The sequence below is a fragment of the bacterium genome (genome assembly GCA_013360195.1).
Classification (GTDB): domain Bacteria; phylum Electryoneota; class RPQS01; order RPQS01; family RPQS01; genus JABWCQ01.
Window position 1 is genome coordinate 60,802 of the sequence record JABWCQ010000005.1, and the last position, 23,931, is coordinate 84,732.

At 54.5% G+C, this 23,931-nt stretch carries 21 protein-coding genes; 17 read left to right on the forward strand and 4 right to left on the reverse strand.

The annotated features are described in order from the left end of the window. Nucleotides 1–212: 212 nt before the first annotated feature. The 3 genes from HUU59_05390 to HUU59_05400 are packed head-to-tail and all read right to left on the reverse strand — an operon-like array spanning nt 213 to nt 2,322. Nucleotides 213–842, reverse strand: a complete 630-nt coding sequence (locus HUU59_05390; GenBank protein ID NUO18863.1) for a hypothetical protein — start codon at nt 840–842, stop codon at nt 213–215. Further along, a complete protein-coding gene (gene tatC, locus HUU59_05395) occupies nt 839–1,570 on the reverse strand; it encodes a twin-arginine translocase subunit TatC (protein ID NUO18864.1) in 732 nt (243 codons plus the stop codon). Before tatC ends, HUU59_05390 begins: the two co-directional genes overlap by 4 nt. A gap of 29 nt (nt 1,571–1,599) precedes the next feature. Next, the gene (locus tag HUU59_05400; GenBank protein NUO18865.1) at nt 1,600–2,322 is read right to left on the reverse strand and encodes a queuosine precursor transporter; all 723 of its coding nucleotides are present in this window, start codon (nt 2,320–2,322) and stop codon (nt 1,600–1,602) included. Nucleotides 2,323–2,397: 75 nt separating this feature from the next. Between HUU59_05400 and queG the strand changes: the two genes are divergently transcribed. The 4 genes from queG to HUU59_05420 all read left to right on the forward strand — a co-directional run bounded on the left by queG (nt 2,398) and on the right by HUU59_05420 (nt 8,084). Continuing rightward, on the forward strand, nt 2,398–3,450 hold the full coding sequence (queG, locus tag HUU59_05405; protein ID NUO18866.1) for a tRNA epoxyqueuosine(34) reductase QueG: 1,053 nt from the start codon (nt 2,398–2,400) through the stop codon (nt 3,448–3,450). Between the two features lie 726 nt (nt 3,451–4,176). Then, complete coding sequence (locus tag HUU59_05410; GenBank protein ID NUO18867.1) at nt 4,177–5,820, forward strand: T9SS type A sorting domain-containing protein; 1,644 nt, start codon at nt 4,177–4,179, stop codon at nt 5,818–5,820. A 129-nt stretch (nt 5,821–5,949) separates the two neighbouring features. Continuing rightward, on the forward strand, nt 5,950–6,438 hold the full coding sequence (locus HUU59_05415; protein NUO18868.1) for a hypothetical protein: 489 nt from the start codon (nt 5,950–5,952) through the stop codon (nt 6,436–6,438). After that, nucleotides 6,435–8,084 (forward strand): T9SS type A sorting domain-containing protein, encoded by a 1,650-nt coding sequence (locus HUU59_05420; GenBank protein NUO18869.1) that lies wholly within the window; start codon nt 6,435–6,437, stop codon nt 8,082–8,084. The genes HUU59_05415 and HUU59_05420 overlap by 4 nt, the downstream gene beginning before the upstream one ends. A gap of 82 nt (nt 8,085–8,166) precedes the next feature. Here HUU59_05420 and HUU59_05425 read toward each other — a convergent pair whose 3' ends face one another. Continuing rightward, entirely contained in the window at nt 8,167–9,720 is a 1,554-nt protein-coding gene (locus HUU59_05425; protein ID NUO18870.1) for a sigma-54-dependent Fis family transcriptional regulator, read from the reverse strand. Between the two features lie 285 nt (nt 9,721–10,005). On the opposite strand from HUU59_05425, the gene HUU59_05430 reads away from it, so the two are divergent. From HUU59_05430 to HUU59_05490, 13 genes are all read left to right on the forward strand, one after another. Continuing rightward, nucleotides 10,006–10,893: a 4-hydroxy-tetrahydrodipicolinate synthase gene (locus HUU59_05430; protein ID NUO18871.1), complete on the forward strand. Its 888-nt coding sequence runs from the start codon at nt 10,006–10,008 to the stop codon at nt 10,891–10,893. Further along, a complete protein-coding gene (locus HUU59_05435; protein ID NUO18872.1) occupies nt 10,883–11,599 on the forward strand; it encodes a 4-hydroxy-tetrahydrodipicolinate reductase in 717 nt (238 codons plus the stop codon). The genes HUU59_05430 and HUU59_05435 overlap by 11 nt, the downstream gene beginning before the upstream one ends. Before the next feature lie 48 nt (nt 11,600–11,647). After that, nucleotides 11,648–12,010: an endonuclease domain-containing protein gene (locus HUU59_05440; protein NUO18873.1), complete on the forward strand. Its 363-nt coding sequence runs from the start codon at nt 11,648–11,650 to the stop codon at nt 12,008–12,010. Nucleotides 12,011–12,077: 67 nt separating this feature from the next. Then, on the forward strand, nt 12,078–13,808 hold the full coding sequence (locus tag HUU59_05445) for a choice-of-anchor D domain-containing protein (protein NUO18874.1): 1,731 nt from the start codon (nt 12,078–12,080) through the stop codon (nt 13,806–13,808). Next, nucleotides 13,805–14,356 (forward strand): hypothetical protein, encoded by a 552-nt coding sequence (locus tag HUU59_05450; protein ID NUO18875.1) that lies wholly within the window; start codon nt 13,805–13,807, stop codon nt 14,354–14,356. Before HUU59_05445 ends, HUU59_05450 begins: the two co-directional genes overlap by 4 nt. Nucleotides 14,357–14,381: 25 nt before the next feature. Further along, the gene (locus tag HUU59_05455) at nt 14,382–15,548 is read left to right on the forward strand and encodes a hypothetical protein (protein NUO18876.1); all 1,167 of its coding nucleotides are present in this window, start codon (nt 14,382–14,384) and stop codon (nt 15,546–15,548) included. A 78-nt stretch (nt 15,549–15,626) separates the two neighbouring features. Then, on the forward strand, nt 15,627–17,204 hold the full coding sequence (locus tag HUU59_05460; protein ID NUO18877.1) for a SpoIID/LytB domain-containing protein: 1,578 nt from the start codon (nt 15,627–15,629) through the stop codon (nt 17,202–17,204). Between the two features lie 28 nt (nt 17,205–17,232). Beyond that, on the forward strand, nt 17,233–18,126 hold the full coding sequence (locus HUU59_05465) for an EamA family transporter (GenBank protein ID NUO18878.1): 894 nt from the start codon (nt 17,233–17,235) through the stop codon (nt 18,124–18,126). 6 nt (nt 18,127–18,132) lie between these two features. Further along, a protein-coding gene (locus HUU59_05470) for a peptide chain release factor 2 (protein ID NUO18879.1) occupies nt 18,133–19,285 on the forward strand; the annotation gives its coding sequence in 2 pieces (ribosomal slippage) (nt 18,133–18,201 and nt 18,203–19,285; 1,152 coding nt in all). Nucleotides 19,286–19,307: 22 nt separating this feature from the next. After that, entirely contained in the window at nt 19,308–21,368 is a 2,061-nt protein-coding gene (locus tag HUU59_05475) for a S8 family serine peptidase (GenBank protein NUO18880.1), read from the forward strand. 7 nt (nt 21,369–21,375) lie between these two features. Next, on the forward strand, nt 21,376–22,536 hold the full coding sequence (gene alr / locus HUU59_05480) for an alanine racemase (protein ID NUO18881.1): 1,161 nt from the start codon (nt 21,376–21,378) through the stop codon (nt 22,534–22,536). After that, entirely contained in the window at nt 22,533–23,087 is a 555-nt protein-coding gene (locus HUU59_05485; GenBank protein NUO18882.1) for an N-acetyltransferase family protein, read from the forward strand. Before alr ends, HUU59_05485 begins: the two co-directional genes overlap by 4 nt. Then, nucleotides 23,080–23,856 (forward strand): SDR family oxidoreductase, encoded by a 777-nt coding sequence (locus HUU59_05490; GenBank protein ID NUO18883.1) that lies wholly within the window; start codon nt 23,080–23,082, stop codon nt 23,854–23,856. The genes HUU59_05485 and HUU59_05490 overlap by 8 nt, the downstream gene beginning before the upstream one ends. Nucleotides 23,857–23,931: the final 75 nt, after the last annotated feature.

Here is a 23,931-nt window from a genome sequence, read left to right on the forward strand (position 1 = left end):
TATAGCAAGCCTAACCGTTTACTTACTTACAACTATATGACATTTCGAAATTTGCATATTTGACCGACTCCCCGGGCCGGAAAAATCCGGTCAGGCAGTTTGTGGTCCGGATAGGTAAGGATGTCGCAGGAAGGTGCGAAGGGGGAGTGTGAAAAAAATTAGCCACCCGGAAGGTGGCCTGAATTACTGCAATCATGCATTTTGGACCGGAACTATTCAATATACAGTCCGCCGGTGTTTTCCAGCCAATCTGCTATCACGTCCGCCAGCGCGTTCAGGTTGCCTGATGTTATATCAAGCTTAAGCACACGCAGCAAACTTCTGTCGGCTAAGGACTGCAAATACTCTTGTTCTCGGATGAACCTCGACAAATCGTCGTATTGCGAAGGATTGCCGCTGACTTTGAGACGTTCGGCTTTGGCGGCTTCAAACGACGACGGCTGACGAGTGCACAACACGATGCGGTAGCCTAACGGGAGTAAGCGCTCTTCGAGCCAACGGAAATCGTGGTCACGGTTGCAGTAGAGATGCTGGTGCATCATCGTCGAAAGATGGAAGCGGTCAATAATCCACGAGTAGTAGCGCTGAAGTTCAAACAGTCTGGCCCACGTCGCGTAAGTCTCCATCGCCTGCTGTTCTTCTTCCGGCTCAAAATTAATCAGCCCTCTCCCCCACGGGAAATTCGTAAAGCTGCACCACTCCCCGGAGATATACGGCGAATGATAGCGATACATCCTCGGCCCCACAATCCGCGGATGTTCATTCAGCAAGAAGCCGAGATCCGTCTTAAAAGTCAGTCGAGTCCCTTCAAGAATAATTTTGGGACAGAGTTTACCGCTCATTTTGCGAGTTTTCGTCGCCGCTGCTCGATGATGACTCCGACCCAGATGGCGGCTTCATAGAGCACGACCATCGGTGCGACCATCAGCATCATCGTGAGCGCGTCGGTGGTGGGAGTGGCCAGCGCGGACAGGATGAAAATCACTACGATGGCAATGCGGCGGTGCTTGCGGAAGAAAGTGCTTTCCACCAACCCCGTGGCCATCAGCACGCCCATGATGAGCGGGAGTTGAAAGATGATGCCGAACGCGAGCAGCAGAAACAGCACGAGACTCACATAGCTGTTGAGTGACCAGAAGTTCTGCAGCCCGACTTCGGCAAATGAGCCGAGGAACTCGAGCGCGGCAGGGAGGATTCTCCACGCGAAAATGACTCCGCCCCAAAACAGGATGGTGGAGATGATGATGATAGGAAACAGCCAGAGCTTTTCTTTGCGCGCGAGCGCGGGGCTGATGAAACCGTATAACTGCCAAGCGACGAAGGGCGACGCCAGCAGAATGCCGAGCAGCAGCGAAATCTTGATTTCAATGATGAATCCGTCGGACGGCGCCAAGAGCGACAGCGTTCCCGGAACGGATTTGTGAAACGGCTCCATCAGGAAGTCGCGCGACTTGTCCGCCAGCAGAAATCCGGCAATCGCCCCCACCGCGACGAACAGCACGCTCCGCAAAAGCCGCTTGCGCAGTTCGTCTATATGATCCCAAAAGGTGAGGGGTTGGTCGGAAGGCACGCTGGAGTTGTTTTAGTCTTTTGAAGGTGCTACTTTGCGGTTGCGGCCGTTTCGCCGGCGCCCCACAACCGGAACTTCGTGTGGGTGTCATAGATGTCCACCTGCTCTTTGCGCTTGAGAAAACCGACCGCGGCGTAGGTGACGGGTGTCAGAAGAATTTCGACTCCGCACTTGAATACATAGTTAAAGGCCATCATCAGCCACAGTTCGTTCATCGGAATCACGCCGTAGAAGGCAATCATGACGAACAGCACCGTGTCAATGCCTTCTCCCACGAGAGTGGAGCTGATGGTGCGTGCCCACAGCCGTTTACCCTTGGTGGCAACCTTCAGTTTCGCCAGAATGACCGAATTGGCAAATTCACCAAACAGGTAGGCGACCAGCGAGGCCAGCACGATGCGGGGCACGAAGCCGAGGATGCTTGCAAAGGCCTCTTGATTCGGCCAAATCGCGGCGGGCGGCAGGGCGGTCACGACGGCAAAGGTGAGCGCGGCGAGCGCGTTGGCCGCAAAGCCCAGCCAGATGACTCTGCGCGCGCGGGCAAAGCCATAAACTTCGGTGAGGATATCGCCGAAGATATAGCTGAGCGGGAACAGGAAAGTCCCGCCGTCAAAAGGAAAACTGCCGAAGCCGACCAGCTTGGTGGCCGCGATATTGGAGATGAGCAGGATGGCGACGAACATTCCGCCGATCAAATCGTAGTAGCGCAGGCCGCGGGGCAGGTCTTTGGGGAGAACGATCCAGTTGGTCATGTGGAGTTTTGGAAAAGGAAGAGCGCACGCGAAATACGACACAACACCCTGAAATCTATTAACTATTGAGCGAAATTGCAACCAAGCCTTCAACAGAACGTTTCTGACCTGATTTCGGCTAAGGCGCGGGAATTGGGGTTTGATTTGTGCGGAGTTTCGCGGGCGGTCCCGTCACCGCACGGCGAGCAGGTGCGGACATGGCTGGCCAACGGTATGGCCGGGAGAATGACCTATCTGAATCGTTCGGCGGAGCGGCGAATAAATCCGGAACTCGTGCTGCCGGGAGTTGCGAGTGTTATCTCCGTAGGGCAGTCGTACTTCACGGGATTTCTTCCCGATGAGATTCGCAACGACCCGTCACGCGGAATCATTGCGAGTTATGCCTGGGGGCAGGATTATCATGATTTAATGGGGCACGCACTGGAAGAGTTGGCGGAGTTTGTACAGTCACTATCTTTCGATGTGAAGACGAAAGCTTATGTGGATACGGGACCCGTGTTGGAACGGGAAGTTGCAGCGCGCGCGGGGTTGGGGTTCATCGGCAAGAACACGCTGCTGATTCATCCGAAGATGGGATCGAATGTATTTCTCGGTGAGATCCTAACCACACTTGAGCTTGAGCCTTCTCGCCCGCCGAAAAGAGTTTCGTGCGGAAGTTGTTCGAGATGTTTGGATGTTTGTCCGACGCACGCGTTTCCGTCGGCGTATGTGTTGGATTCGCGGTTGTGTATTTCGTATTTGACGATTGAATTACGCGGCTCGATTCCGGTTGACTTGAGAGCGAAAATGGGGAATCACATTTTCGGGTGTGATGATTGTCAGACGTGCTGTCCGTGGGTAAATCGGTTTTCAACTCACACTCGGCAGCAGGCTTATGCGAATACAATCGAGCGCAAGGCTCCCAAACTTGCTGAACTTGCAAAGCTGAGTGGTGCGGAGTTTGTCGAGATGTTCAGGGGCAGCGCGGTGCTGAGACCGAAATACGAAGGGTTTATGCGAAACGTAGCCGTGGCGATTGGGAATTGGAACACTGAAGATGCAATTGTTGCTTTAGAGCCGTTGCTTAAACATGAAAGTGAGTTAGTGCGGGAACATGCGGAGTGGGCAAAGACCAATATCTGCATCTAATATAAAGTATATGAACGTTTGTGTAAAGTTTTTGTTCCAAAAAAAATGATTTTATGTAAACATTTGTTCAAATTATGATTACAGGGTTTTGGCATTGGAGTTACGAGTTTTGGGAGGTAATTGAGGAGGCATGAAATCGGGGTCACGAGGCTTGACAGCGGGGGATTTCGGTATTATATTCCTCATGGTGCACCAAAGGGCGGTGCTCCATGGGCGGAAACATAGCAGAAAACGGAGGCACTCCATGAGTAAAGCACCTTCTACCTTGACCGCAGCAGTAATGCTTGCGGTTTTCTTGTGTCTGGGAGGTGCGAAGATTTTCGCGCAGTGCACGTTGTGTATTGACGGGGGTACTGACCAAACATGCAGTGGGTCATATGATGACTGCGGATCAGACTACGCAAATTGTACAAGCTCGGGGGCATTCACTGTTCCTTGCGACGGCTCATATACACTCAGCGCGGTCATGGATTGCAATGGAGAGGGCTGCCATTGTTCGTCTTGTGTTCATGTTGTGAAAGAAACGACAGGGGTGATTGTGGGCTGGACTGACAGCGACTGCAATCAATCACAATGCCAAGCTTCTGTAACTGTTTCTTTGCTAATCAACACGACATACCGCCTTTATGTTTGCAAACGTCCTTGCGACGGCTTGTCAACGTGTGAAGAGTGTGATACAGATTGCAAGGCAAAAGGCTGGCTACACAGAGAAGTACTCTCCTGTCCATGAGAGTCTTAATCTTCATAGTTATTGCCGCAGGTGGTATAACGAGCGGACTCTGGGGGCGGACACTTGCTGTACCGGAGGAATACAACAGTATCGGAAATGCTGTCAATGCGGCGCTCAGCGGTGACACAATTCTCGTGTCGGCAGGACTGTATGAAGAAGCACTCTCCATTCCAGCAATTACGCTCACAATTCGTGGCACACAGTTGCTGGACTCGGCTACGACGGAGTTTGCAATATTAGATCCGACAGGGCTTCCGGGATCTGATACGATGTCTTGCGCAAAATTGTACGGCAGCAGCGTAACATTTGAAGATTTTGTGTTTCGCAATCGTTGGCAGATGACGGAAGGCCGCGCGGGTTCAAGCACAGGCGGAATCGCTGGCGATACCGCGTCGCGTGAAGTAATATTCCGCAGATGTGTGTTTGATTCGGTACATGTCGGCGTTGCCCGGATTCCGCGGATGACGTTCGACCATTGCCGGTTTGTGGGGTCGAAAGTGATTGCGGCCTACACATTGTTTACCGGGAAAGTCTATGCAGACGGGACATGGTTTGATGGTGCAACAGGCTCATTGGTGTATTCCCGCAGAGGAGGACACATCAAGGACTGTCTGTTCACGCATCGTGGCACGGGTTATTTGTTTCTGGGCCTGGGCGACAGTCTAGTCGTTGACGGCTGTCGTTTTGTCGGGTTGTCTCCACAAACAGGTGAAGCGTTAATAATCCGACCTCGCTGCGGCTCAGAGCTGCGGAACTGCGTTTTTGAGAATCTGCTTGTTGGCCATCCGGTTATTGTTATTCAGGACTCGTGCTTCAACCAGCCAAAAGGCTGGGAATGCGCGATGAAAGTGACCAACAATCGATTTGTGAATTGCGGATGGGGAGGATTCCCGGAAGGCCAAGGGGGAGAAATGATCCTGGTGAAATGCAGCGAAGCATCAACTCAGGGTTACATCGCATATCTGGACAGCAATAGCGTGGATTCCGTTGGTGAAGTGAGGGGATCCGCCTCCGGATTCCTAATTGAGACATCATGCACAATCAAGAATACCCGGTTTGGCAACATACTTCCGGCAAACAAACCACAAATCTTCCTTAACTGCCTTGGCGGCCTGGACACCATTTACGTGCGGGGAACAGATTTTTCGCAGGACTATGACGGGATAACTCGCGGTTCACTTGACGGGTCTGTCGTCGACGCCCGTTGGAACTGGTGGGGACACGAGAGCGGGCCGTATCATCCGGAGAACAATCCGCAAGGACAAGGGGCAAGTGTTGATGACGGAATCCGGTTCAATCCGTGGCTGTTTTCTGACCCGGATACCTCAACTCACGGGGACACAACCGAGTCAGTTGGACCTGAGATTGATCTTGTACCGGAGCAATTTTCGATTCGCGCATTTCCGAATCCGTTCAATGCGCTGACAACACTTGAGATTGAGGTTGCGCGGGCAGGTGAATATGAAGTGGTGTTGTATGATGTGACGGGAAGAATTGCCGCGAACGTTTTCAGAGGGAGAATTGAGCATTCACAACGACTGAGTGTGGATGCGGCGGGGTTAGCGAGCGGAGTTTATTTTGCACAGTTGACCGGACAGGGCGATGCATCCGCCTTGACCAAACTTTTGTATTTGCGATAGTTTAGGAGCATTGATTTTATTCTAGTTCACACGCTTGACAAATCGAAGGCTTTCGAATATCTTGTTACAGGTGCCGACAGAAGCGGCGCACGTTTGGGCGGAAAACTTAGCAGAATTCGGAGGCTTGCCATGGCAAAAGTACCTTTCACCTTGACCGCAGCGGTTATGCTTGCGGTTTTTTTGTGTCTGGGAAATGCGAAAATTCTTGCGCAGTGCACAATCTGTGTTTCGGCAGTGGATCAAACCTGCTCGGGGTCCCATGCGGACTGTGAGACAAGTACGGGTGGGTGCAGTTCATCGTCTGTATTTCAAGTGAGTTGCAACGGCAGTTACGATTTGGGCGCAAAGATTTACAGTTGCACAAATGCCTGCGATTGCAATTCGTGTGTAATGGTATTGAAGGAAGCAAGCGGCTCTGTTCAGGGTTCTATTCGGTCATTTTGCGAGAACCAGCTATGCTCGCAGACTACCACCGTGTACCTTGAGACAGGCATTGACTATCGTCTCTATGTCTGTAAGCGGCCTTGCTCATCCGATCCAGGTATCGACTGTGAAGATTGTGACGAGGACTGCAAAGCTCTTGGCTGGGTGAGCGGCGCAGTGACGAGTTGCCCATGAGAAGCGCAACTTGTTTACTCATCATTGGCCATCTGATTGCACTACCGGCTTTCAGTGAAGTGCTACGCGTACCTTCTGTATATGGAACCATTCAGTTCGCGCTATCAAATGTGAGCGATGGGGATACAATTCTTGTCGCGCCGGGGATATATGTAGAATCGCTGACCACGCCGCCTCGAGTCTTCACATTGAAAAGCGAAGTCCGATTGGATTCAAGCTCGACACAGTTTGCAGTGTTAGACCCGACAGATGTCCCGGGGTCTGACACTTTGGCAAGCCTTACATTAACCGGAGGTCGCGTGTTCATAGAGGACATGGTCATTCGCAACCGTAGTGGAATGACGGACGGTAGGCCAAGCAGCATTTCAGGCGGTGTCGTCGGTGATACGGCAGTGCACGAGATATCGGCGACAAGGTGTCTTTTCGATTCTGTGGCAGGCGGGATTTCGCAATGTGATAGAATTACACTGCGAGGGTGCCGATTTATCGGTTCCAAAGGCAGCGCAGTGTTTACCGGACTATGGCGCGGCAAACTATTCGCCTATGATACCTGGTTTGATGGAGCGAATGGGGGGCTGGTTACAAGCGGACGCGGCTGTGAGATAAAAAATTGTTTGTTTACTCAGCGCGGCGAACTTTCAATGTTTGTCGGTCTTGGTGACAGTCTGTATATCGAGAATTGCAGATTTGTCGGACTTGATACCATGCGTTTCAATGCTGTGCAATTGCGTCCTCGTTGCGGATCCACCATTCGCGATTGCGTGTTCGAAAACATCGTAATCAACGGTGGAAACGCTTTATGGGTAACGGACACATGTTTCAATCAGCCCAAAGACTGGGAGTGTGTGTTTAAGATTATAAATAATCGCTTTGTAAACTGTGGTTCATCAATTGGCGGTGTACAAAACGGCGGAGAGCCGATCTACATTCAATGTTCTGAAGGTTCCAGCCAGGGCTTTATCGCATTGCTTGATAGTAATCGCATTGATTCGACCGGAAGCGTCCGTGGTCATGCATCTGGCATTCTTCTACGAGCATCCGCAGTAATACGAAATACGACTTTCGGGGACGTATTGCCGCATGGCAAACCGCAAGTTGCAATCTACAACCGATCACTAAACGACACGGTGTACCTGCGGTTCAACTCTTTTTCGCAAGACTTCAGCGGAGTAGATTACTTTCTGGCCGGTAATACGCTCGTTGACGCCCGTTGGAACTGGTGGGGACACGAGAGCGGGCCGTATCATCCTCAGAACAACCCGCAAGGACAAGGGGCAAGTGTTGATGACGGAATCCGGTTCAATCCGTGGCTGTTGTCTGACCCGGATACCTCAACTCACGGGGACACAACCGAGTCAGTTGGACCTGAGATTGATTTTGCACCGGAGCAATTTTCGATCCGGGCATTCCCGAATCCGTTCAATGCGGTGACGACACTTGAGATTGAGGTTGCGCGGGCGGGTGAATATGAAGTGGTGTTGTATGATGTGACGGGGAGAGTTGCGGCAAATGTTTTCAGAGGGAGAATTGAGCATTCACAACGACTGAGTGTGGATGCGGCGGGGTTGTCGAGTGGAGTTTATTTTGCCAGATTAAGCGGAAGTGAGGGAGCGCTTGCCGTTGGAAAGGTTTTGTTGTTAAAGTGAGACAATTTCCCTTGCGGGTCTGGAGACCCACAACGGCTTGGGCTTAGAATTAAGAACGGCAGCCTTGCGGCTGCCTTTCATTTTATTCGTCTGCGGGATGCAGGTCTATGCCCAGCTCTTTGGCTTTCTTCCAGAGAGTCGTGCGATCAATCTGCAGCATGCGCGAGGCCTTGATGACATGGCCGTTGGCGGCAATCATGGCATTCTCGATGAACTGTTTTTCAAAGTTGCGCACGGCCTGTTTCAACGGTCCCAGACTCATCAGATTCTCCGGAGCGGCAGGTGCCGCCGTCACGACGCTGTTGCCGTTTGGAGTATTGACGGGGTAGTTAACAGAAACCGGAGTGAAGCTGTTGTTCTCGGTGGTCGTGAAGGGTTGCTTCAGGAATTGCAGCGTCGTGGCGGTGATGGTGGTGCTGTTCGACGCGAGAATGGCCCGCTCGATAACATTTTCGAGTTCGCGGACATTCCCGGGCCACGGATGCGAAAGCATCAGCGCCATAGCATCATCCGTCATGGTGAAGTTGCCCTTTTGCAGCCGTCCGCCGATTTTGTCAAGGAAGTGTGCACAAAGCATGGGGATATCTTCCTTGCGTTCGCGCAGCGGCGGAATCGTGATGGGCACGACGTTCAGCCGGTAGTAAAGATCCATGCGGAAACGGCCTTCCTGAATCATTCGTTCGAGGTCGCGGTTGGTAGCCGTCACGACGCGAATGTTAACGGGAATTTTGCGATTCCCGCCGAGTCGTTCGATTTCTCGGTCCTGCAGGACATTGAGCAATTTGACCTGCGTCGAGAGCGAGAGTTCGCCGATTTCGTCCAGGAAGATGGTGCCGCCGTTGGCCGCTTCAAACTTTCCGATGCGGGTCTGCTTGGCATCGGTGAAAGCACCCTTTTCATGTCCGAAGAGTTCAGATTCGAGCAGGGTTTCGGGCAATGCCGCGCAATTGACCTTGATAAAGGGCTTGTCGGCGCGCGGACCTTCGAAGTGCAGTGCACGAGCGACGAGTTCCTTACCGGCACCGGTTTCAGCCCGGATAAGGACCGTGGTGTCCACCGCAGCCACATCGCGGATCGCATCAAAGACTTTGTGCATGGCGGCTGAGCGTCCCACCAAGCCGCCGAGCTTGTGATCCCCGCCGAGCCGACGCTTGAGTTTTTCGACTTCGCCGGCGAGGCGAAGGTTCGAGAGCGCGGCATCGACTGTTCGGGCGAGAAGCCGGGGCTCCATGGGCTGCGAGACGTAGTTGGTCGCGCCGTTCTCCATAGCCTCGACAATTCGCTCGGAGTCATCGGAATCGGAATAGATGACTACGGGCAATCTCAAGTGTCGGGAGCGGATGTCTCCGATAAGCGAGATTCCGGATGCCCCCTTGAGGTCGACATCGCAGAGCACGACGTCAACATTTTCGGTTTCGAGCCTGTTCAGTACATTCCCGGGGTTAGTTTCGTGGAGCACACGATATCCCCCTTCTCCGCGCAGGGAACGCGTAAAGCGCTCGATGGCGGAGGTTTCCTCGTCGACAATCAAAAGCGTTGGTTCCGGCATATTCCGGGTCTCCCGTTTCCATAATCCATTCGTTAGCACCCACAGTACATCCATGCCCTCGGCAAAGACTGGGCCGAGCTGATTCATCGCAACCTCCTTGTTCATCCATTACAACATCGGGAAAAGCCCGAAACTCTAAGATTCTATCCTCCGGAAAATACATGGTTAGGGACAGGTTATTCACATAACAGTTTGCACAGCAAAGACCAAAGAGTCAAGGGTTCTGACCCAAATTGGTGTAAAAGCGGCGACATGCTGAGAATGACTGCAAATTTGACAATCCGATGGCTCTAAGGTATATTCTAATTCGGGAATTTTGGGCATGTTGCGAAGTCGCGACGTGCGGATTGAGAACACAAACTCCATAACAACATGAACTTCTATACAGGATTATGGATAGCCTTGGTGACACCGTTCAAAAACGGTCAAATTGACGAGGCTGCCCTGCAAAATTTGGTCAATGGTCTTGCAAGTCGCGGTGTGGACGGATTCGTGCCTCTGGGGACGACAGGGGAGGCCTCATGCCTCTCCCGGGAAGAACGGCGGCGGGTCATCCAGCTGGTGTTAGAAGCATCTCAGGGGATTTCCGTGGCACCGGGATGCGGGACAAATTCAACCGAGCAGACAATTGAGCAGGTGAACGAAGCCAAGGAGCTGGGGGCACAAGGGGCGATGGTGATTACACCGTATTACAATAAGCCGACGCAGGAGGGACTGTATCAGCATTTTGCGGCGGTGCATGAGGCCACGGAGCTTCCGCTGCTGCTTTATAATGTGCCGGGCCGGACCAGCGTGAACATGCTGCCGGAGACGGTCGAGCGGCTGGCCGACTTCAAGCGAGTGTGCGCCATCAAGGAAGCAAGCGGCAATTTGGAGCAGATAAGTGAGACGACGGCGCGGGTCGAGGGCCGGATGACAGTGCTGTCGGGTGACGACGGTCTGACGTTGCCTGTGATGGCGGTCGGCGGGGTGGGTGTCGTGTCGGTGGTGGGGAATGTGGCTCCAGACCTGATGAAGGGGTTAATCAAAGCGTACGACCGCCGGGACACGGATTCGGCACTCCTGCTGCATCACACTCTGGCACCGATTGCCAAGGCGATGTTCCTTGAAACGAATCCCGGTCCCGTAAAATACGCTCTGCATGCGATGGGCAAGATTGCCAACGAGTTCAGACTGCCGATGGTGCCCGTGAAGAAGGAGACGGAAGGCAAGATTCGCGCGGCGATTGCGGCGTATCTGGAGAATCCGAATGTCGCGTGAGCCGATTCACATCGCGTTGTTCGGCGCAGCAGGCCGAATGGGGAAGGTACTTCTGCATGAGGCGCGGTTATTCCCGGGTCTCAAGATCACGCATGCATTTGACCCGGCGGGAGCAGGGCAGTATTTCGATGATTTGTTGATTGAACCGAAGTGCTACGGCGTGCATAATCATGTGAAGGTGGCTGTCGATTTTTCGACGGCGGCCTCGGTGATTGAAAATGTGCAGTGCTGTCAGAAAGCGAAAGTGAATTACGTCTGCGGCGTGACGGGCGTGCCGGAAAATGTTAAGAAGGAATTACGCGAAGCTGCAAAGAGTATTGCGGTCTTGCATGCGCCGAATATGTCACCCGGGATGAACGTGCTGTTTGCGCTGGTGGCGGAAGCGGCGGCGGCGCTGCCCGGGTATGAAGTGTATTTGTCGGAAGCGCATCACACGAAAAAGGTGGATGCTCCATCGGGAACGGCAATTCGGATAGCTGAGATCATCGAAGATACGGTTGGCAAGAAGCCTGAGGTGTTTTCACTTAGAGTTGGAGACGTTGTGGGTGAGCATACGCTCGTGCTCGGTGGACATGGCGAGCGATTGGAGATAACTCATCGTGCCGACTCGCGCGCGGTATTTGCGCATGGAGCGTTGCGCGCGGCGGAATGGCTGGCGGACCAGCCTGCGGGGTTTTACGGGATGGGGGATGTGTTGGGTCTATGATCTTCTATTTCCCCCCAGTCCTCTGGGGGGACAAAAGGGGGGTAAACAGTGAGAGACTTCGACAAAGTTAAGTGGAAAACCTGGCAGCGTGCGCGCGAGTTCCGACGAGATCGAACTGAAGCGGAAAGACTGCTTTGGTACAAGCTGCGAACTGAGCAGCTCGGTGTGAAGTTTCGACGACAGCATGCCATCGGTGAGTACATTGTTGATTTCATCTGTATAGAGCGGAAGTTGATTGTGGAAGTAGATGGCCCAACGCATGCTGAGATAGAGCGACAGTTGCACGATGCGCGACGAACGGATTTTCTGGAGTCATTAGGTTATCGAGTTATTCGAGTTACTAATTTACAAGTTAAGGAGAGCATGCCCTATGTTCTCGAAACTATTCTTGATGCGCTCAAACGTAAATAAACCGCTTGGAATTTTACCCCCCCTTACCCCCCCAGAGGACTGGGGGGGAATCAGAGTACTACTTTTTTTGATTCTTGCATCGTCTGCGTTTGCTCAGCCGTTTCCGCCGGACTCGGTGTGGACGTTTTCATTTGATGATGGCGGGGATGAATATTTTTATGACGCGATTGAAGTTGAAGACGGTTTCTTGTTGTGCGGGGAAGCGCGGGAGTGGAATGCTCTGGCGGGGGACGGCATCATCGTAAAACTTAATCGTGATGGCGAATTGGTCTGGGAACGGCGCTACGGTCAGTCGCAGAGGGAACGATTTCCTGCGATTGTTAAGCGCGGCCCGAATGATTACCTATTAGGCTGCGAGAGATTAAGTGCAAACGGCGAATCATCACGGCTGCTAGTATATGAAATTGACGACTTTGGAAACGTGAATGTCACGTTCTGGCATGAGCTGGGGCAAGTTGAGGCTTATCCGGTGCGAATGGGCGGAATGAGCGTACCGGGCTCGCACAATTTTGCAACCTCATATTCGCTGGAGCTCTTTCAAGGCGAGCGGATGTTCGCACTTGAGATTTCCGACAGAGTCGGCAACTCGCAAATCCGCTATTACAGTACAGGCGCATTGAACGAGAACTCAGGTCATACGTTAATCGACTCCACAACTTTTGAATCGGTTTTGTTTGGCAAGACTCGGGCCGGAACCGCTGACGACTCTGACGGACTTCTTGAATATGACGATGGAATTTCCGCCGCCCATGGCGGCGCAGGAGATGACGGATTCCTAGGTGCGAGACTGGATGCGATGCAATCACGTGTCGTGGCGACCGGATTTACGACATTGGACGGTTCTGGCAGTGACTTGTGGGTTACCGCGACCGGCTTGCACCGCCCTGATTCCGTCATTTGGTCCCGCCACTATGGCGGCCTGTCCTATGAGGACGGCGTAGAGATTATTAACGCATCCGACTCCGGTTTCATCATTGCCGGGAATTTCTCATCTGAAAATATCAATTTTGAGCAGTCGGATTATTGGCTACTTAAAGTTGATGAAGATGGGGACAGTGTTTGGTCGGTGGTAAAGGGCGGGGATGAAGCGGATCGTTGTGAAGGGATGATTGAAACGGAAAACGGATTTTTGTTGTTTGGTTCGTCGCAATCGTTCGCCGTGCCGGGGTGGGACGGGTGTGCGATGCTGCTCGCTTATGTGCCGGACATTGCGGCGACACCGGGGAGTTTGAATTTCGGGCCGGTGGCGGTGGGCTTAACCGCGACGCGAACTTTGGGACTCATCAACACAGGGTCGAATGTGCTGACGGTGACGGAGATTCAAGGCAGCGGAGATTACTCAACAGCGTTTACAGGTCCTGCGACGGTGGAAATCGGAGACACATTGCGAGTTGACATTCTATTCACTCCGCAATCAGTCGGAAACCATGTGGACACGCTCCGCATTTTCAGCAACGCTATCTCAGGTGTCAAGACGGTTCGCTGTTTAGGTGCGGGAACGGCGGCGAACGCGGACGAGGAGAGTCTGCTTCCGACGGAGTTCAAACTGCATCCTCCCTACCCCAATCCGTTTAATCCGACGACGACGATTGCGTTTGACATGCCGACGACGCAAAGTGTCGCTCTGAATTTGTATGATGTCTCGGGCCGTCTCGTCAGAGAGCTTGTTCAACAGGAGTTTGCGGCAGGACGGCAGTGCGTGTCCATTGACGGCAAAGAGATGGCTTCGGGGATTTACTTCGTTTCAATGGTGTCCGGAGAATTTCAGGCTGCGCAGAAATTGGTGCTTATGAAATGAGGCAATGGATTTCCATAATCGCTGCCGCGTTATTGCTTTCCGCCTGTGAAGAGGGCAATAAGCCGGAGTCACGCGGGGGCTACGAGATTCTCGTGGGCGATACGTTGATTACCATATCTGCGGAGGCGATTGAGTTTGCCGGACTGCTGACGGACGGCAATCACTTCAATTTTCACGCCTACATGCTGCGCGAGTATCAGGTGGCGACGATTCCGCGGGACGATGGTACGCCCTATTCGGGGTCCCTGATTCAATGGAAGAACACAGGCTGGAACACGCGGCGGACGTTTCTGTTTCCGCCGTTTGTACACGACGTAACGACGGAGTCGCCGGAACTTTTCTATTACATGATTGGCACATACCCGGAGCAGTTCGGATACGGCTGGGTGGACACCTATGATCCTGAGGCGGATTTGTCGAACGCGGCGCTTCGCCCGTGGCTGCATCCGGCGGATTCGACCTTGACGCCGGACAATCCGGGCACACTCGAGTTTGACGGCGGATTGGGAGATATGCTGGAGTATCGGGCGATGTGGGTGGTGGAATGAAGCGCACTGAATTTTGAGATAGTTGATGCCCTTAATCATCCAAAAATACGGTGGGAAGACGCTTGCGACGCCTGCGGATATTTTGCAGGTGGCGGGGCTGGTCCATGCGCGGGTGAAGGCCGGGACGCAGGTGGTGGTGGTGGTGTCGGCATTGGCGGATACGACTGACCAATATGTGGCGATGGCGCGGGCTGTGAACCCCGAGCCGCGCGGGCGGGAATTGGACGTGCTGCTGTCAACGGGCGAGCGGGTGGCGATTGCGATGCTGGCGCTGGCGCTGAACTCGATTGAGCCCGACATCGCCGTTTCGCTGACGGGCGCTCAGGCCGGAATCATCACGGACACGCTGCACACGGCGGCGCGGATTGTAGAAGTCCGGCCTCTGCGGGTGCGGGAAGTCCTCGAGCAGGGGAAGATTCCCGTGATTGCGGGTTATCAGGGGATTACGACCGAGAAGAACATCTCGACTTTGGGCCGCGGCGGGACGGACGCGACAGCTGTGGCATTGGCGGTGGCGCTAGGGGCGGAACAGGTCGAGTTCATGAAGGACGTAGACGGGGTGGCGAGTGCCGACCCGAAACTGGTTTCAGGTGCGAAAATTCTTTCACACCTGAATTATGACGAAGCGCTGTCCATGATGGGGTTAGGCGCGAAGATTTTGCAGGTTCCGGCCGTGGAATTGGCGGCAGAATTCAGGATGAAACTGGCCATCGGGAACTCGAAGACAGGGGTTGCGGGGACAATAATCACGGACAAGCCTCTTGCGAGGCGTACGTTAGGTGCTGTTATTCATACACCTGCAACAATTTTGCCGCTTGCAACTCTGCTTCAGTTTTTGTTTGTTGAACGAACTTTGCGCGAGACAGGGGTTTTGCCGCTGTATTTGCGTGGTGGAGACTCCCCCCTAGCAGTGTTCAAGCAGAGTGACGAGCCGCACTTGCTGCTCAAAGACTACGCGGACGCGATGGACTCCAGCTATGATCTGGTTGCTCTGGTCGGTCCGGGAGCTGGCGGGGTGGGTGTGCTGGCAGACCAAATCGCGAGCGCGCTGGAACCGCATCGCGAGGTGATACGAGAGGAGCTGCACATTGAGAATCGTCTGCTTTTGTTAGTGAAGCGAGAGCAGTCGGCGGAGCTGGTGCGGGAACTGCATGTGTTGTGCGAAGGCGCGGCGGCACCGGCCACTGCATAGATTGAGACAAAACAGAACAGAGTCGGTCCCGGGGGCGGGGTTCGATAGTTGACCGAGACAAAACACTACCTACAACCTTTGAACACGCAACTTCAACCCACTCAACCTCCAGTTAGTGTCCGCGTCGGACTTTTGGAGGGCTACGAACGGGTCACCTTCAGGTATTCCGGCCGCTACCGGATAGAGACGCGCGCGGGGGAACTGTTGCGCGAAGCGGACACATCCACTTTGAAGTGGCGGGTACTGCGCGAGAAGAGTACACCGACGAAATTTCTGTACAGCGTGCTGGTGGCTTCATTCACGACACGTGAGGAAGCCATGTCGCTTGCCGAGCAGTTTGAAGAGCGGGGCTTGCAGGCGGTGATGCGGCAGATTGGCGGCCCGATTGAAATTGACGGTCAGATTATCGGGGACAATACGCTCTATCGTGTGCAGGTTGGCAATTTTCAAGTTGAAGAGGATGCACGGCATCTGCTGGCAAAGTTGGAGCTGGATTACGCGCCGCGGCTGGTACGCGAAGTTCTGACGCAATCACACGGCAAGCTTGAGCTGTTTGACCAGAGTTTGGAACAGCACTTCGAGAGCACGGACGGTTTTAGGATTGTGCCGGAGGACGCGGAGTCGCGGCTGACGATTCTTGGTGTGCGGATGAATTCCGGGTTTGCCTATGAGCCGACGGAGGACCGGACGTATGAGGGCGAGATCGAGTTTTATGTTGACCACGAAGGGGAAATCGCGGCGCTGACGGAAATACCGATTGACGTTTATCTGCGCGGTGTAGTGGCGACGGAGATGCCGGTGGATTATCCTGAAGAAGCGCTGCGGGCTCAGGCAATCGCATCGCGCAGTCTGGTCATCGCGACGAAATCCATCAAACATTTGAACGATCCGTTCGAACTGTGCGCACATGTTCATTGTCAAGTTTACAGCGGCGTGACGTATGAGAATCCGACGGTGACGAAGGCCGTGACGGATACACGGGGGCAGATTCTTTTTCACAACGGAGCGGTTGTTGACGCACACTATTCGAAGGTCTGCGGAGGCCATACGGAGGACGTGCAGGCAACATGGATGACACCGCCGATTTATGCGGGCAAGGGTGTTCCCTGTGATTGCACGGCCGAGATGGAAGTACCGGACTTGACCACGGAGAACGGCGCACGAAGATGGATTCAGTCGCGGCCGAGCGCATGCTGCAATCTGGACGGAGTGGATTTGCCGGTTTCACGGGCCTACGGCCGCAGGCATTTCCGCTGGGAGACGACGCTGCTGCGCTCCGAGCTTGAGGAGATTATTTTGACCAAGACCGGAGTGGACATCGGGATGCTCTATGACATCCTGCCGATACGGCGCGGACGCAGCGGACGGTTGATGGAAGTGGAAGTTTTGGGTTCACTGGCCAATTTGCGAATTAAGCGAGAATTGCGGATACGGAGGCAGCTTTCCCACACGGCTCTCGAGAGTTCGGCGTTCCTGGTGGAAGTGCTGACCGACTCGTCAGGAAATCCGATGGAGTTGATTTTCACGGGAGCGGGATGGGGACATGGTGTGGGCATGTGTCAAGCCGGTGCGGCACGGATGGCCGGCAATGGCAGGAGTGCGGAGGAGATTCTTCAGCACTACTATCAAGCGTGCGTCATCCAGAAGAAGTATTGAGCCGCGGGGCAGAGCGAAGCGGTCATAGATGATTGTCGTCGCCTATCTGGCACTCTGCATCATTTGGGGGACGACATATCTTGTCATCAAGGTCGCACTCGGAGGATTTCCGCCGTTTGTGCTGGGAGCAATCCGGTTTGCCATTGCGGGCGCGGTGTTTCTGCCGATTCTGCTGATGCACCGCGACAGACTGCCCAAGACGAAAGAGCAATGGGGATGGCTAGCGCTGACCGGAACGCTCATGCTTGCCGGCGGAAACGGGCTGGTGAATTTCGGAGAGCAGTATATTGATTCCGGCTTGACGGCATTGACGGTATCGACAACTCCCGCGTGGTCGGCATTGTTCGGAAGAATGATAATCGGCGACTCGGAGAAATTGGATAAGGTATCGCTGCTCGGCATTGTGCTGGCGATGGGCGGAATCGCGGTGCTGCATCACAATCGCATGAGCTTTGAGTTGAACGAGTGGCCGGGGCTGGTGGCGCTGCTGTTGTGTCCACCGGTGTGGACCATCGCGGCAATATGGACGCGCAAACATCTGCGTGGGCTTGACACTATCACCGTTTCCGCGACGCAGATGCTGGCAGGCGCGGTGTCGTTTGCGCTGATTTCAGCCCTGTTCGGCGAATCATGGGACATCAATCCAAGCACGGACGCCGTGTTGGCAATGCTGTATCTTGCGGTGATGGGCTCGGTGGTCGCATTTACGGCCTATGCCTATTTGTTGGCGCGAGTTCCCGCGGCGCGGGTGAACACATACAGTCTGGTCAATCCGGTCATTGCGCTGTTTGCCGGAGCGATTATCTTAAAGGAACCGATTACACCGGAAGTGATTCCCGCGACGATATTAATCCTGGCGGGATTGGTGATACTTTATATAATGCGAAATCGCGGAGCAGTATCCGCGGCAAAGAATCGTTAGAGGGACATGAAACCTGAAGAACTGACACAGCAGATAGCAGACTACAAGCCGAAGCTGGACGTGTTGCGGAGGTCGCTTTGACTACGCCAAGCGGCTGTCTGAAATTGAGAAGTTAGAGACGCTTTCGGGCGGCGCCGGCTTTTGGGATGACCAAGAGCAGGCACAGAAAGTGCTGCGGCAGATTTCCGAGCACAAGTCGTGGGTGGAGGCTTTTCGCAAAGTGGAGACTGCTCTGGGGGACCTGGATGCATTGCGCGATCTTGCCAGTGAGTCACCGGGGGACTTCGCGCCGGAAGATTTGGACAGTGAGGCGAAAAAATTTGCCGCGCTGTTTGACGATTTGGAGACGCGCGCGATGCTGAAAGACCCGAACGACAGCAAGAGCGCGATTATACATATTCATCCGGGGGCAGGGGGCACTGAATCGTCTGATTGGGCTTCGATGCTGTATCGGATGTATTTGCGCTGGACGGAACAGCGGGGCTGGAAGGTGGATGTGCTTGATTTTGAGCCGGCTGAAGAGGCAGGCATCAAGTCGGCAGTGCTGGAAGTTACGGGTGAGTTTGCGTACGGTTATTGCAAGGCCGAAACGGGAGTTCACCGTCTGGTCAGGATTTCGCCGTTTGATTCCAATGCGCGGCGGCACACGTCGTTCGCAAGCGTGTTTGTGTATCCGGAAGTGGAGGAAGTGCCGGAAATCGAAGTTCGACCTGAGGACTTGCGCATAGACACGTTTCGCGCCTCGGGCGCGGGCGGCCAGCATGTCAACCGGACTGAGTCGGCAATCCGCATTACGCACATTCCGACAAATATCGTGGTGACGTGTCAAACCGACCGTTCGCAGCACCGGAACCGTGAGTCTGCAATGAAGGTTTTGTACGCGCGGCTTTATCAGAAGTATCTGGACGACGAGCGAGCGAAGAACGCGTCCATCGAAAACGCGAAGACGGATATCGCGTGGGGTCACCAGATTCGCTCCTATGTCTTCCAGCCGTATCAAATGGTGAAAGACCACCGGACGGGAGTGGAGACCTCGAGTATTCAGAAGGTGATGGACGGGGATTTGGACGAGTTCGTGCGCGCGTTTCTGCTGTTGGGAGCGCAAGGGAAGTTTGCGCGTTCGCGGCAGCAGCCGGCGGGAGATGAGGACGATTTGTAATCACAATACAGGGAGACCGGGAATGAAGCGTTTAATAGTACTGTTGGTGCTGCTTACGGCAGTGTGCGTATGGGCTAAACCAACACAGCCGCAGGATGCCGCGGGCGAACCTTATTACGAGTTCGTTCAGAACCACGTTTTGGTGGCGTTTTCGAAGGCACTGCCGCAATCGAAAATAGACGAGATTATCGCTCGCAGCGGCGGCAAGGTGGGCAGGTATTCCGAGTTGCTGGACTTTTATCGAGTGGAGCTGCCGACAACCGCACAGGAGGGCGTACGCTACTTCCGGGCTCAGGAGGGTGTGTTGTGGGCGAATTACAATTACATCGCGCGGGCACACTATGTCCCGAACGATCAGTTTTATCAGTATCAATGGCATTATCCGCGCATCAATATGGAACAGGCGTGGGATATCACGCGCGGTGATCCGAGTATCGTCGTTGCGGTACTGGATCAAGGCTATCAATTTGATCATGAAGATTTCGCTGGCGTTGCAAGAACGGCTCCTCGCGATTGCATCGACAACGACAACAATCCGGAAGAGCCTAATCTTGAAGATTCGCACGGCATGCATACCGCGGGAACGATTGTCGCCGCAACGAATAACACGACGGGTGTTGCGGGTGTCGCTCCGCTGTGCACGTTGATGCCGGTGCGGGTGCTTGACAACGAAGGCTCCGGGTCTTCTGAAGCAATCGCGAACGGCTTCGCGTGGGCGGCGCAGAACGGCGCCGACGTCGTCAATGCAAGTTTAGGTTTCGGCAATCCGAACAATCTGCCGCCGGTTGACCCGGGCCAACCACTGTCCGGCGCGGTTCAACAGTGTGCTGCGGCCAATGTCGTCATGGCGGTATCCTCGGGTAATGATAATGCGGACTATGTGTCCTATCCTGCCGCCTATCCGGCCTGCATTGCAGTCGGCGCAACGGCGGTGAACGACGCGCGTGCTCCATATTCGAATAAGGGCAGCGAACTCGACATCACCGCACCCGGTGGAAATACTGACGAGGATTTGAATCAGGACGGCTACATTGACGGCGTGCTGTCCACGGTTCGCGCGGCGTCGCAGGGCGGCGATTACTACGCGTTTTGGCAGGGCACGTCCATGGCCGCACCGCATGTCGCGGGAGTGGCCGCATTGATATTGGCGCACGGCTGCCCGCCTTCGCAGGTTCGTACGGCATTGCAGTCGACAGCCGTTGACTTGGGACAAGCGGGCTGGGATCCGCAATTTGGTCACGGCCGCGTCAATGCGCTGGCCGCACTCCAGTACAATTGTCAAGGCGGCGGCGGTGAGACGGTGTTGTTTAATGGGCCGATGGAAGGCAACAACGAAGGTTGGACGGTGAGCGAAGAGGGACAGAACGGTGTTGGCTGGAGATTCCTGGACTTTGGCGCTCCCGACTGCGGCGCACAGCCGCACGGAGGCCAAAACGGCTTGTGGCATGACGACGAACAGGGTGTCGGCCTTCTGGACGACTGGCTCTATACACCGCAAATCAGCATACCCGCAAGCGCGTCGTCTGTCGCGCTGTCGTTCTGGCAGCGCAACTGTTACGTGAATGATACGTATTATGATTTGCATGCACTGTACTATTCCACGGACGGTAACAACTATACTCAGGTGGCCGAGTTCGACGACGCCGCGCAGTCGTGGGAACAGATCACGGTGGACGCGAGCGCACTGGCGGGCAGCAACGTTTTCTTCGCGTGGCGCTATCGCGGCGACTATGCGACGGAGTGGTTTCTTGACGACGTGCTCGTGACGGCGATGATTGGCAGCGACGCTGCTCCGCATGCAGATGTTGTCATTCCCAAGGAACTTGAGCTCGGCTCGCCGTTCCCGAATCCGTTCAACAGCACGGTGCAAATTCCGTTTGAGGTTGCGGTACCGAAGGAATTGTCTCTCACGATTTACAACGTGACGGGACAGAAGGTCGCAACGCTGCTGAACAATGAACGATATGAAGCCGGCTCACACCGCGTCATGTGGCAGGCGGAACACGCGGCCAGCGGAGTATATCTCGTTCGGCTGACGAACGGCTCGCTCACGATGACTCAAAAGATGCTGCTGGTGAAATAACCATCCGTTGCCTCCCCATACTTTAACTTTGCCGAAGGTGATGTCGGCCGATGAGGTGAAACCTCATCGGCCGACTTTCGCGCGCATTTTCCGCACTGCCATCGCGGAGAATTTCTCGAGATTCCGCAACTTGTCGCCGCAGTCCAAGCTGATGGCGGTGGTGAAGGCGGACGCGTACGGTCACGGATTGCTGCACTGCGCGAATCTGTTCAGTGAACTGGGAGCGGATTCCTTAGGGGTCGGCTTTGTGGAGGAGGGAATTGTCCTTCGGCGCGCGGGTATCCGGCAGCCGATTCTTGTGCTGGGCGGAATCGTCGGGTCTCAGATTGACCTGTTCCTTGAGTATGATTTAGACTTGACGGCCAGTTCGCTATATAAGCTTGAAGCCATTGAACGTGAAGCACGAGCCGCAGGCAAAACGGCACGAGTGCAACTGAAGATTGACACGGGAATGAACCGTATCGGCCAGAATTTCCGCACGGCGGAGAGTCTGCTGCAGGCAGCCCGGAATTCGAAGCACGTGCATGTAACCGGAATTTATTCGCACCTTGCGACCGCCGAAGAAAGTGACCGCAGTTTTGCCGAAACGCAGATAGCCCGGTTTATGGACGTACGCGAGTTATCACGCAGTATCGGTTTCCGCGACGTGGAGTTTCATCTGGCCAATTCCGCGGGAGCCATTCGTTTTCCCGAAGCACGGCTCGACATGATTCGCCCCGGGCTTGGACTGTACGGTCAACATGCGGCAAACGGCTTGCAGCGCGAGTTTCCGCTGTTGCCCGCTCATCAACTGGTCAGTGAAATCGTATACATCAAGGGCGTCCGCAAAGGCGAAGGGGTGAGTTACAACCTGCGCTGGACAGCTCCGGAGAATGTATGGGTGGCGACGGTGCCTGTCGGCTACGGCGACGGTTATCCACGGCTCTTGTCCAACAAGGCAAGCGTGCTCATCGGCGGCAAGCGCTATCCGATTGTCGGAACGGTATGCATGGATCAGTTCATGGTGAATTTAGGCCATGACAGGCACGCGGTCGGTGAAGAGGTTGTATTGTGGGGAAAACAGGGGGATGAGGAAATTACGTTGTGGGAACTGTGCGATGCGGCAGGGTTCATTCCGTATGAATTGCCCATCTATCTGACGGGACGAGTGCCGAGGTTGTTTGTGTGATCCGCCTCGCCAATCCATCCGATGCCGCGGCGTGCTTGCGGATTTATGCTCCGATCATTGAGCACACTGCGATTAGTTTTGAGACGGCTGTGCCGGATGTTTCGGAGTTCGCAGTTCGAATGGAGAAAATCATGGCGCACTACCCGTTTCTGGTGTGGGATGAGAACGGGAGTACTCTGGGGTATGTTTACGCCACTCGCTATCGGGAACGCGCCGCCTATGACTGGATTTGCGAATCCGCCATCTATCTCGATAAAAAGGCACGCGGCAAGGGAATTGGCCGCAAGCTCTATTTGAAGCTGTTTGAGTGCCTGCGAATGATGAATATGGTCTCAGTAATCGGCGGAATTCGTTCGGGCTCGCCCAGCGCGGAGTTTCACCGGCACATGGGCTTCACGTCCGTGGGTACGATTCCTTACGCGGGATTCAAGTTCGGAGAGTGGCACGATGTGGAGTTCTGGCAATACCTGTTGTTCGACCCGCCTCCCTTCTCCCCTGCTCCGGTGAAGGCCTTTCCCAAGGTGGCGCACCTCATTTCCTTCGATGAGTAAGACCGCCTTGATAACCGGCGCGTCGAGCGGCATTGGCTTGGAGCTCGCGCAACTCATGGCACGCGATGGAGTGTCGCTTGTGCTGGTGGCACGCAGTGAAGACAAGCTGAACGAAATCGCGCAGGGATTTCGCTCCTTGTACAAGGTTGACGTGGCTGTGATTGTCAGCGACCTGTCACAGGCGAATGCGCCGTTTGAATTGCATGCGGAGGTGAAACGGCGCGGTCTTGTTGTGGATTATCTGGTGAACAACGCGGGCTTCGGAATTTACGACAGGTTTTTGGCCACGGACTTGAGCCGCGAGCTGGAGATGATTCAATTGCATGTTGCGGCCACGACGGCGTTAACCAAGCTGTTTGCCGACGACATGGCCAAACGCGGCGGCGGACGGATTATGAATGTCGCCTCGACGGCTGCGTTTCAACCGGGACCGTGGATGGCAGTTTATTATGCCACCAAGGCCTATATGCTCAGCTATTCTGAGGCCGCAAATCAAGCCTTGAAGGGAACAGGAGTCACGGTAACCTGCCTTTGCCCCGGCCCGACTCCGACGAACTTTCAAGTGCGCGCAAAGAACCGCAAACGCGGCGTGCTGCGGCACGTCAAGACCACAGCCTCGTTTGTCGCCCGGGAGGGGTATCTCGGTATGCTGTCACGCAAGCCGCTGGTCATACCCGGTGTCCTCAACAAGTTAGGAACAGTAGCGGTTCGTTTCCTTCCCCGGAGGCTGGTGACCTATCTCTCCGGCAAAGCCGCGGAAAAATCTTAAAACTTCGATTTTCTCTGCCACAATTTTCGATAAATTGCTCTCCTATTCTCTGGATCGGTGTGGTGTCACCGTCCG

What these genes read in the sequence shown, in the direction of transcription:
- HUU59_05390 (NUO18863.1), bottom strand. Translation starts at nt 842, where the DNA reads ATGAGCGGTAAACTCTGTCCCAAAATTATTCTTGAAGGGACTCGACTG.
- HUU59_05400 (NUO18865.1), bottom strand. Translation starts at nt 2,322, where the DNA reads ATGACCAACTGGATCGTTCTCCCCAAAGACCTGCCCCGCGGCCTGCGC.
- HUU59_05410 (NUO18867.1), top strand. Translation starts at nt 4,177, where the DNA reads ATGAGAGTCTTAATCTTCATAGTTATTGCCGCAGGTGGTATAACGAGC.
- HUU59_05415 (NUO18868.1), top strand. Translation starts at nt 5,950, where the DNA reads ATGGCAAAAGTACCTTTCACCTTGACCGCAGCGGTTATGCTTGCGGTT.
- HUU59_05420 (NUO18869.1), top strand. Translation starts at nt 6,435, where the DNA reads ATGAGAAGCGCAACTTGTTTACTCATCATTGGCCATCTGATTGCACTA.
- HUU59_05425 (NUO18870.1), bottom strand. Translation starts at nt 9,720, where the DNA reads ATGAATCAGCTCGGCCCAGTCTTTGCCGAGGGCATGGATGTACTGTGG.
- HUU59_05430 (NUO18871.1), top strand. Translation starts at nt 10,006, where the DNA reads ATGAACTTCTATACAGGATTATGGATAGCCTTGGTGACACCGTTCAAA.
- HUU59_05435 (NUO18872.1), top strand. Translation starts at nt 10,883, where the DNA reads ATGTCGCGTGAGCCGATTCACATCGCGTTGTTCGGCGCAGCAGGCCGA.
- HUU59_05450 (NUO18875.1), top strand. Translation starts at nt 13,805, where the DNA reads ATGAGGCAATGGATTTCCATAATCGCTGCCGCGTTATTGCTTTCCGCC.
- HUU59_05455 (NUO18876.1), top strand. Translation starts at nt 14,382, where the DNA reads ATGCCCTTAATCATCCAAAAATACGGTGGGAAGACGCTTGCGACGCCT.
- HUU59_05465 (NUO18878.1), top strand. Translation starts at nt 17,233, where the DNA reads ATGATTGTCGTCGCCTATCTGGCACTCTGCATCATTTGGGGGACGACA.
- HUU59_05475 (NUO18880.1), top strand. Translation starts at nt 19,308, where the DNA reads ATGAAGCGTTTAATAGTACTGTTGGTGCTGCTTACGGCAGTGTGCGTA.
- HUU59_05490 (NUO18883.1), top strand. Translation starts at nt 23,080, where the DNA reads ATGAGTAAGACCGCCTTGATAACCGGCGCGTCGAGCGGCATTGGCTTG.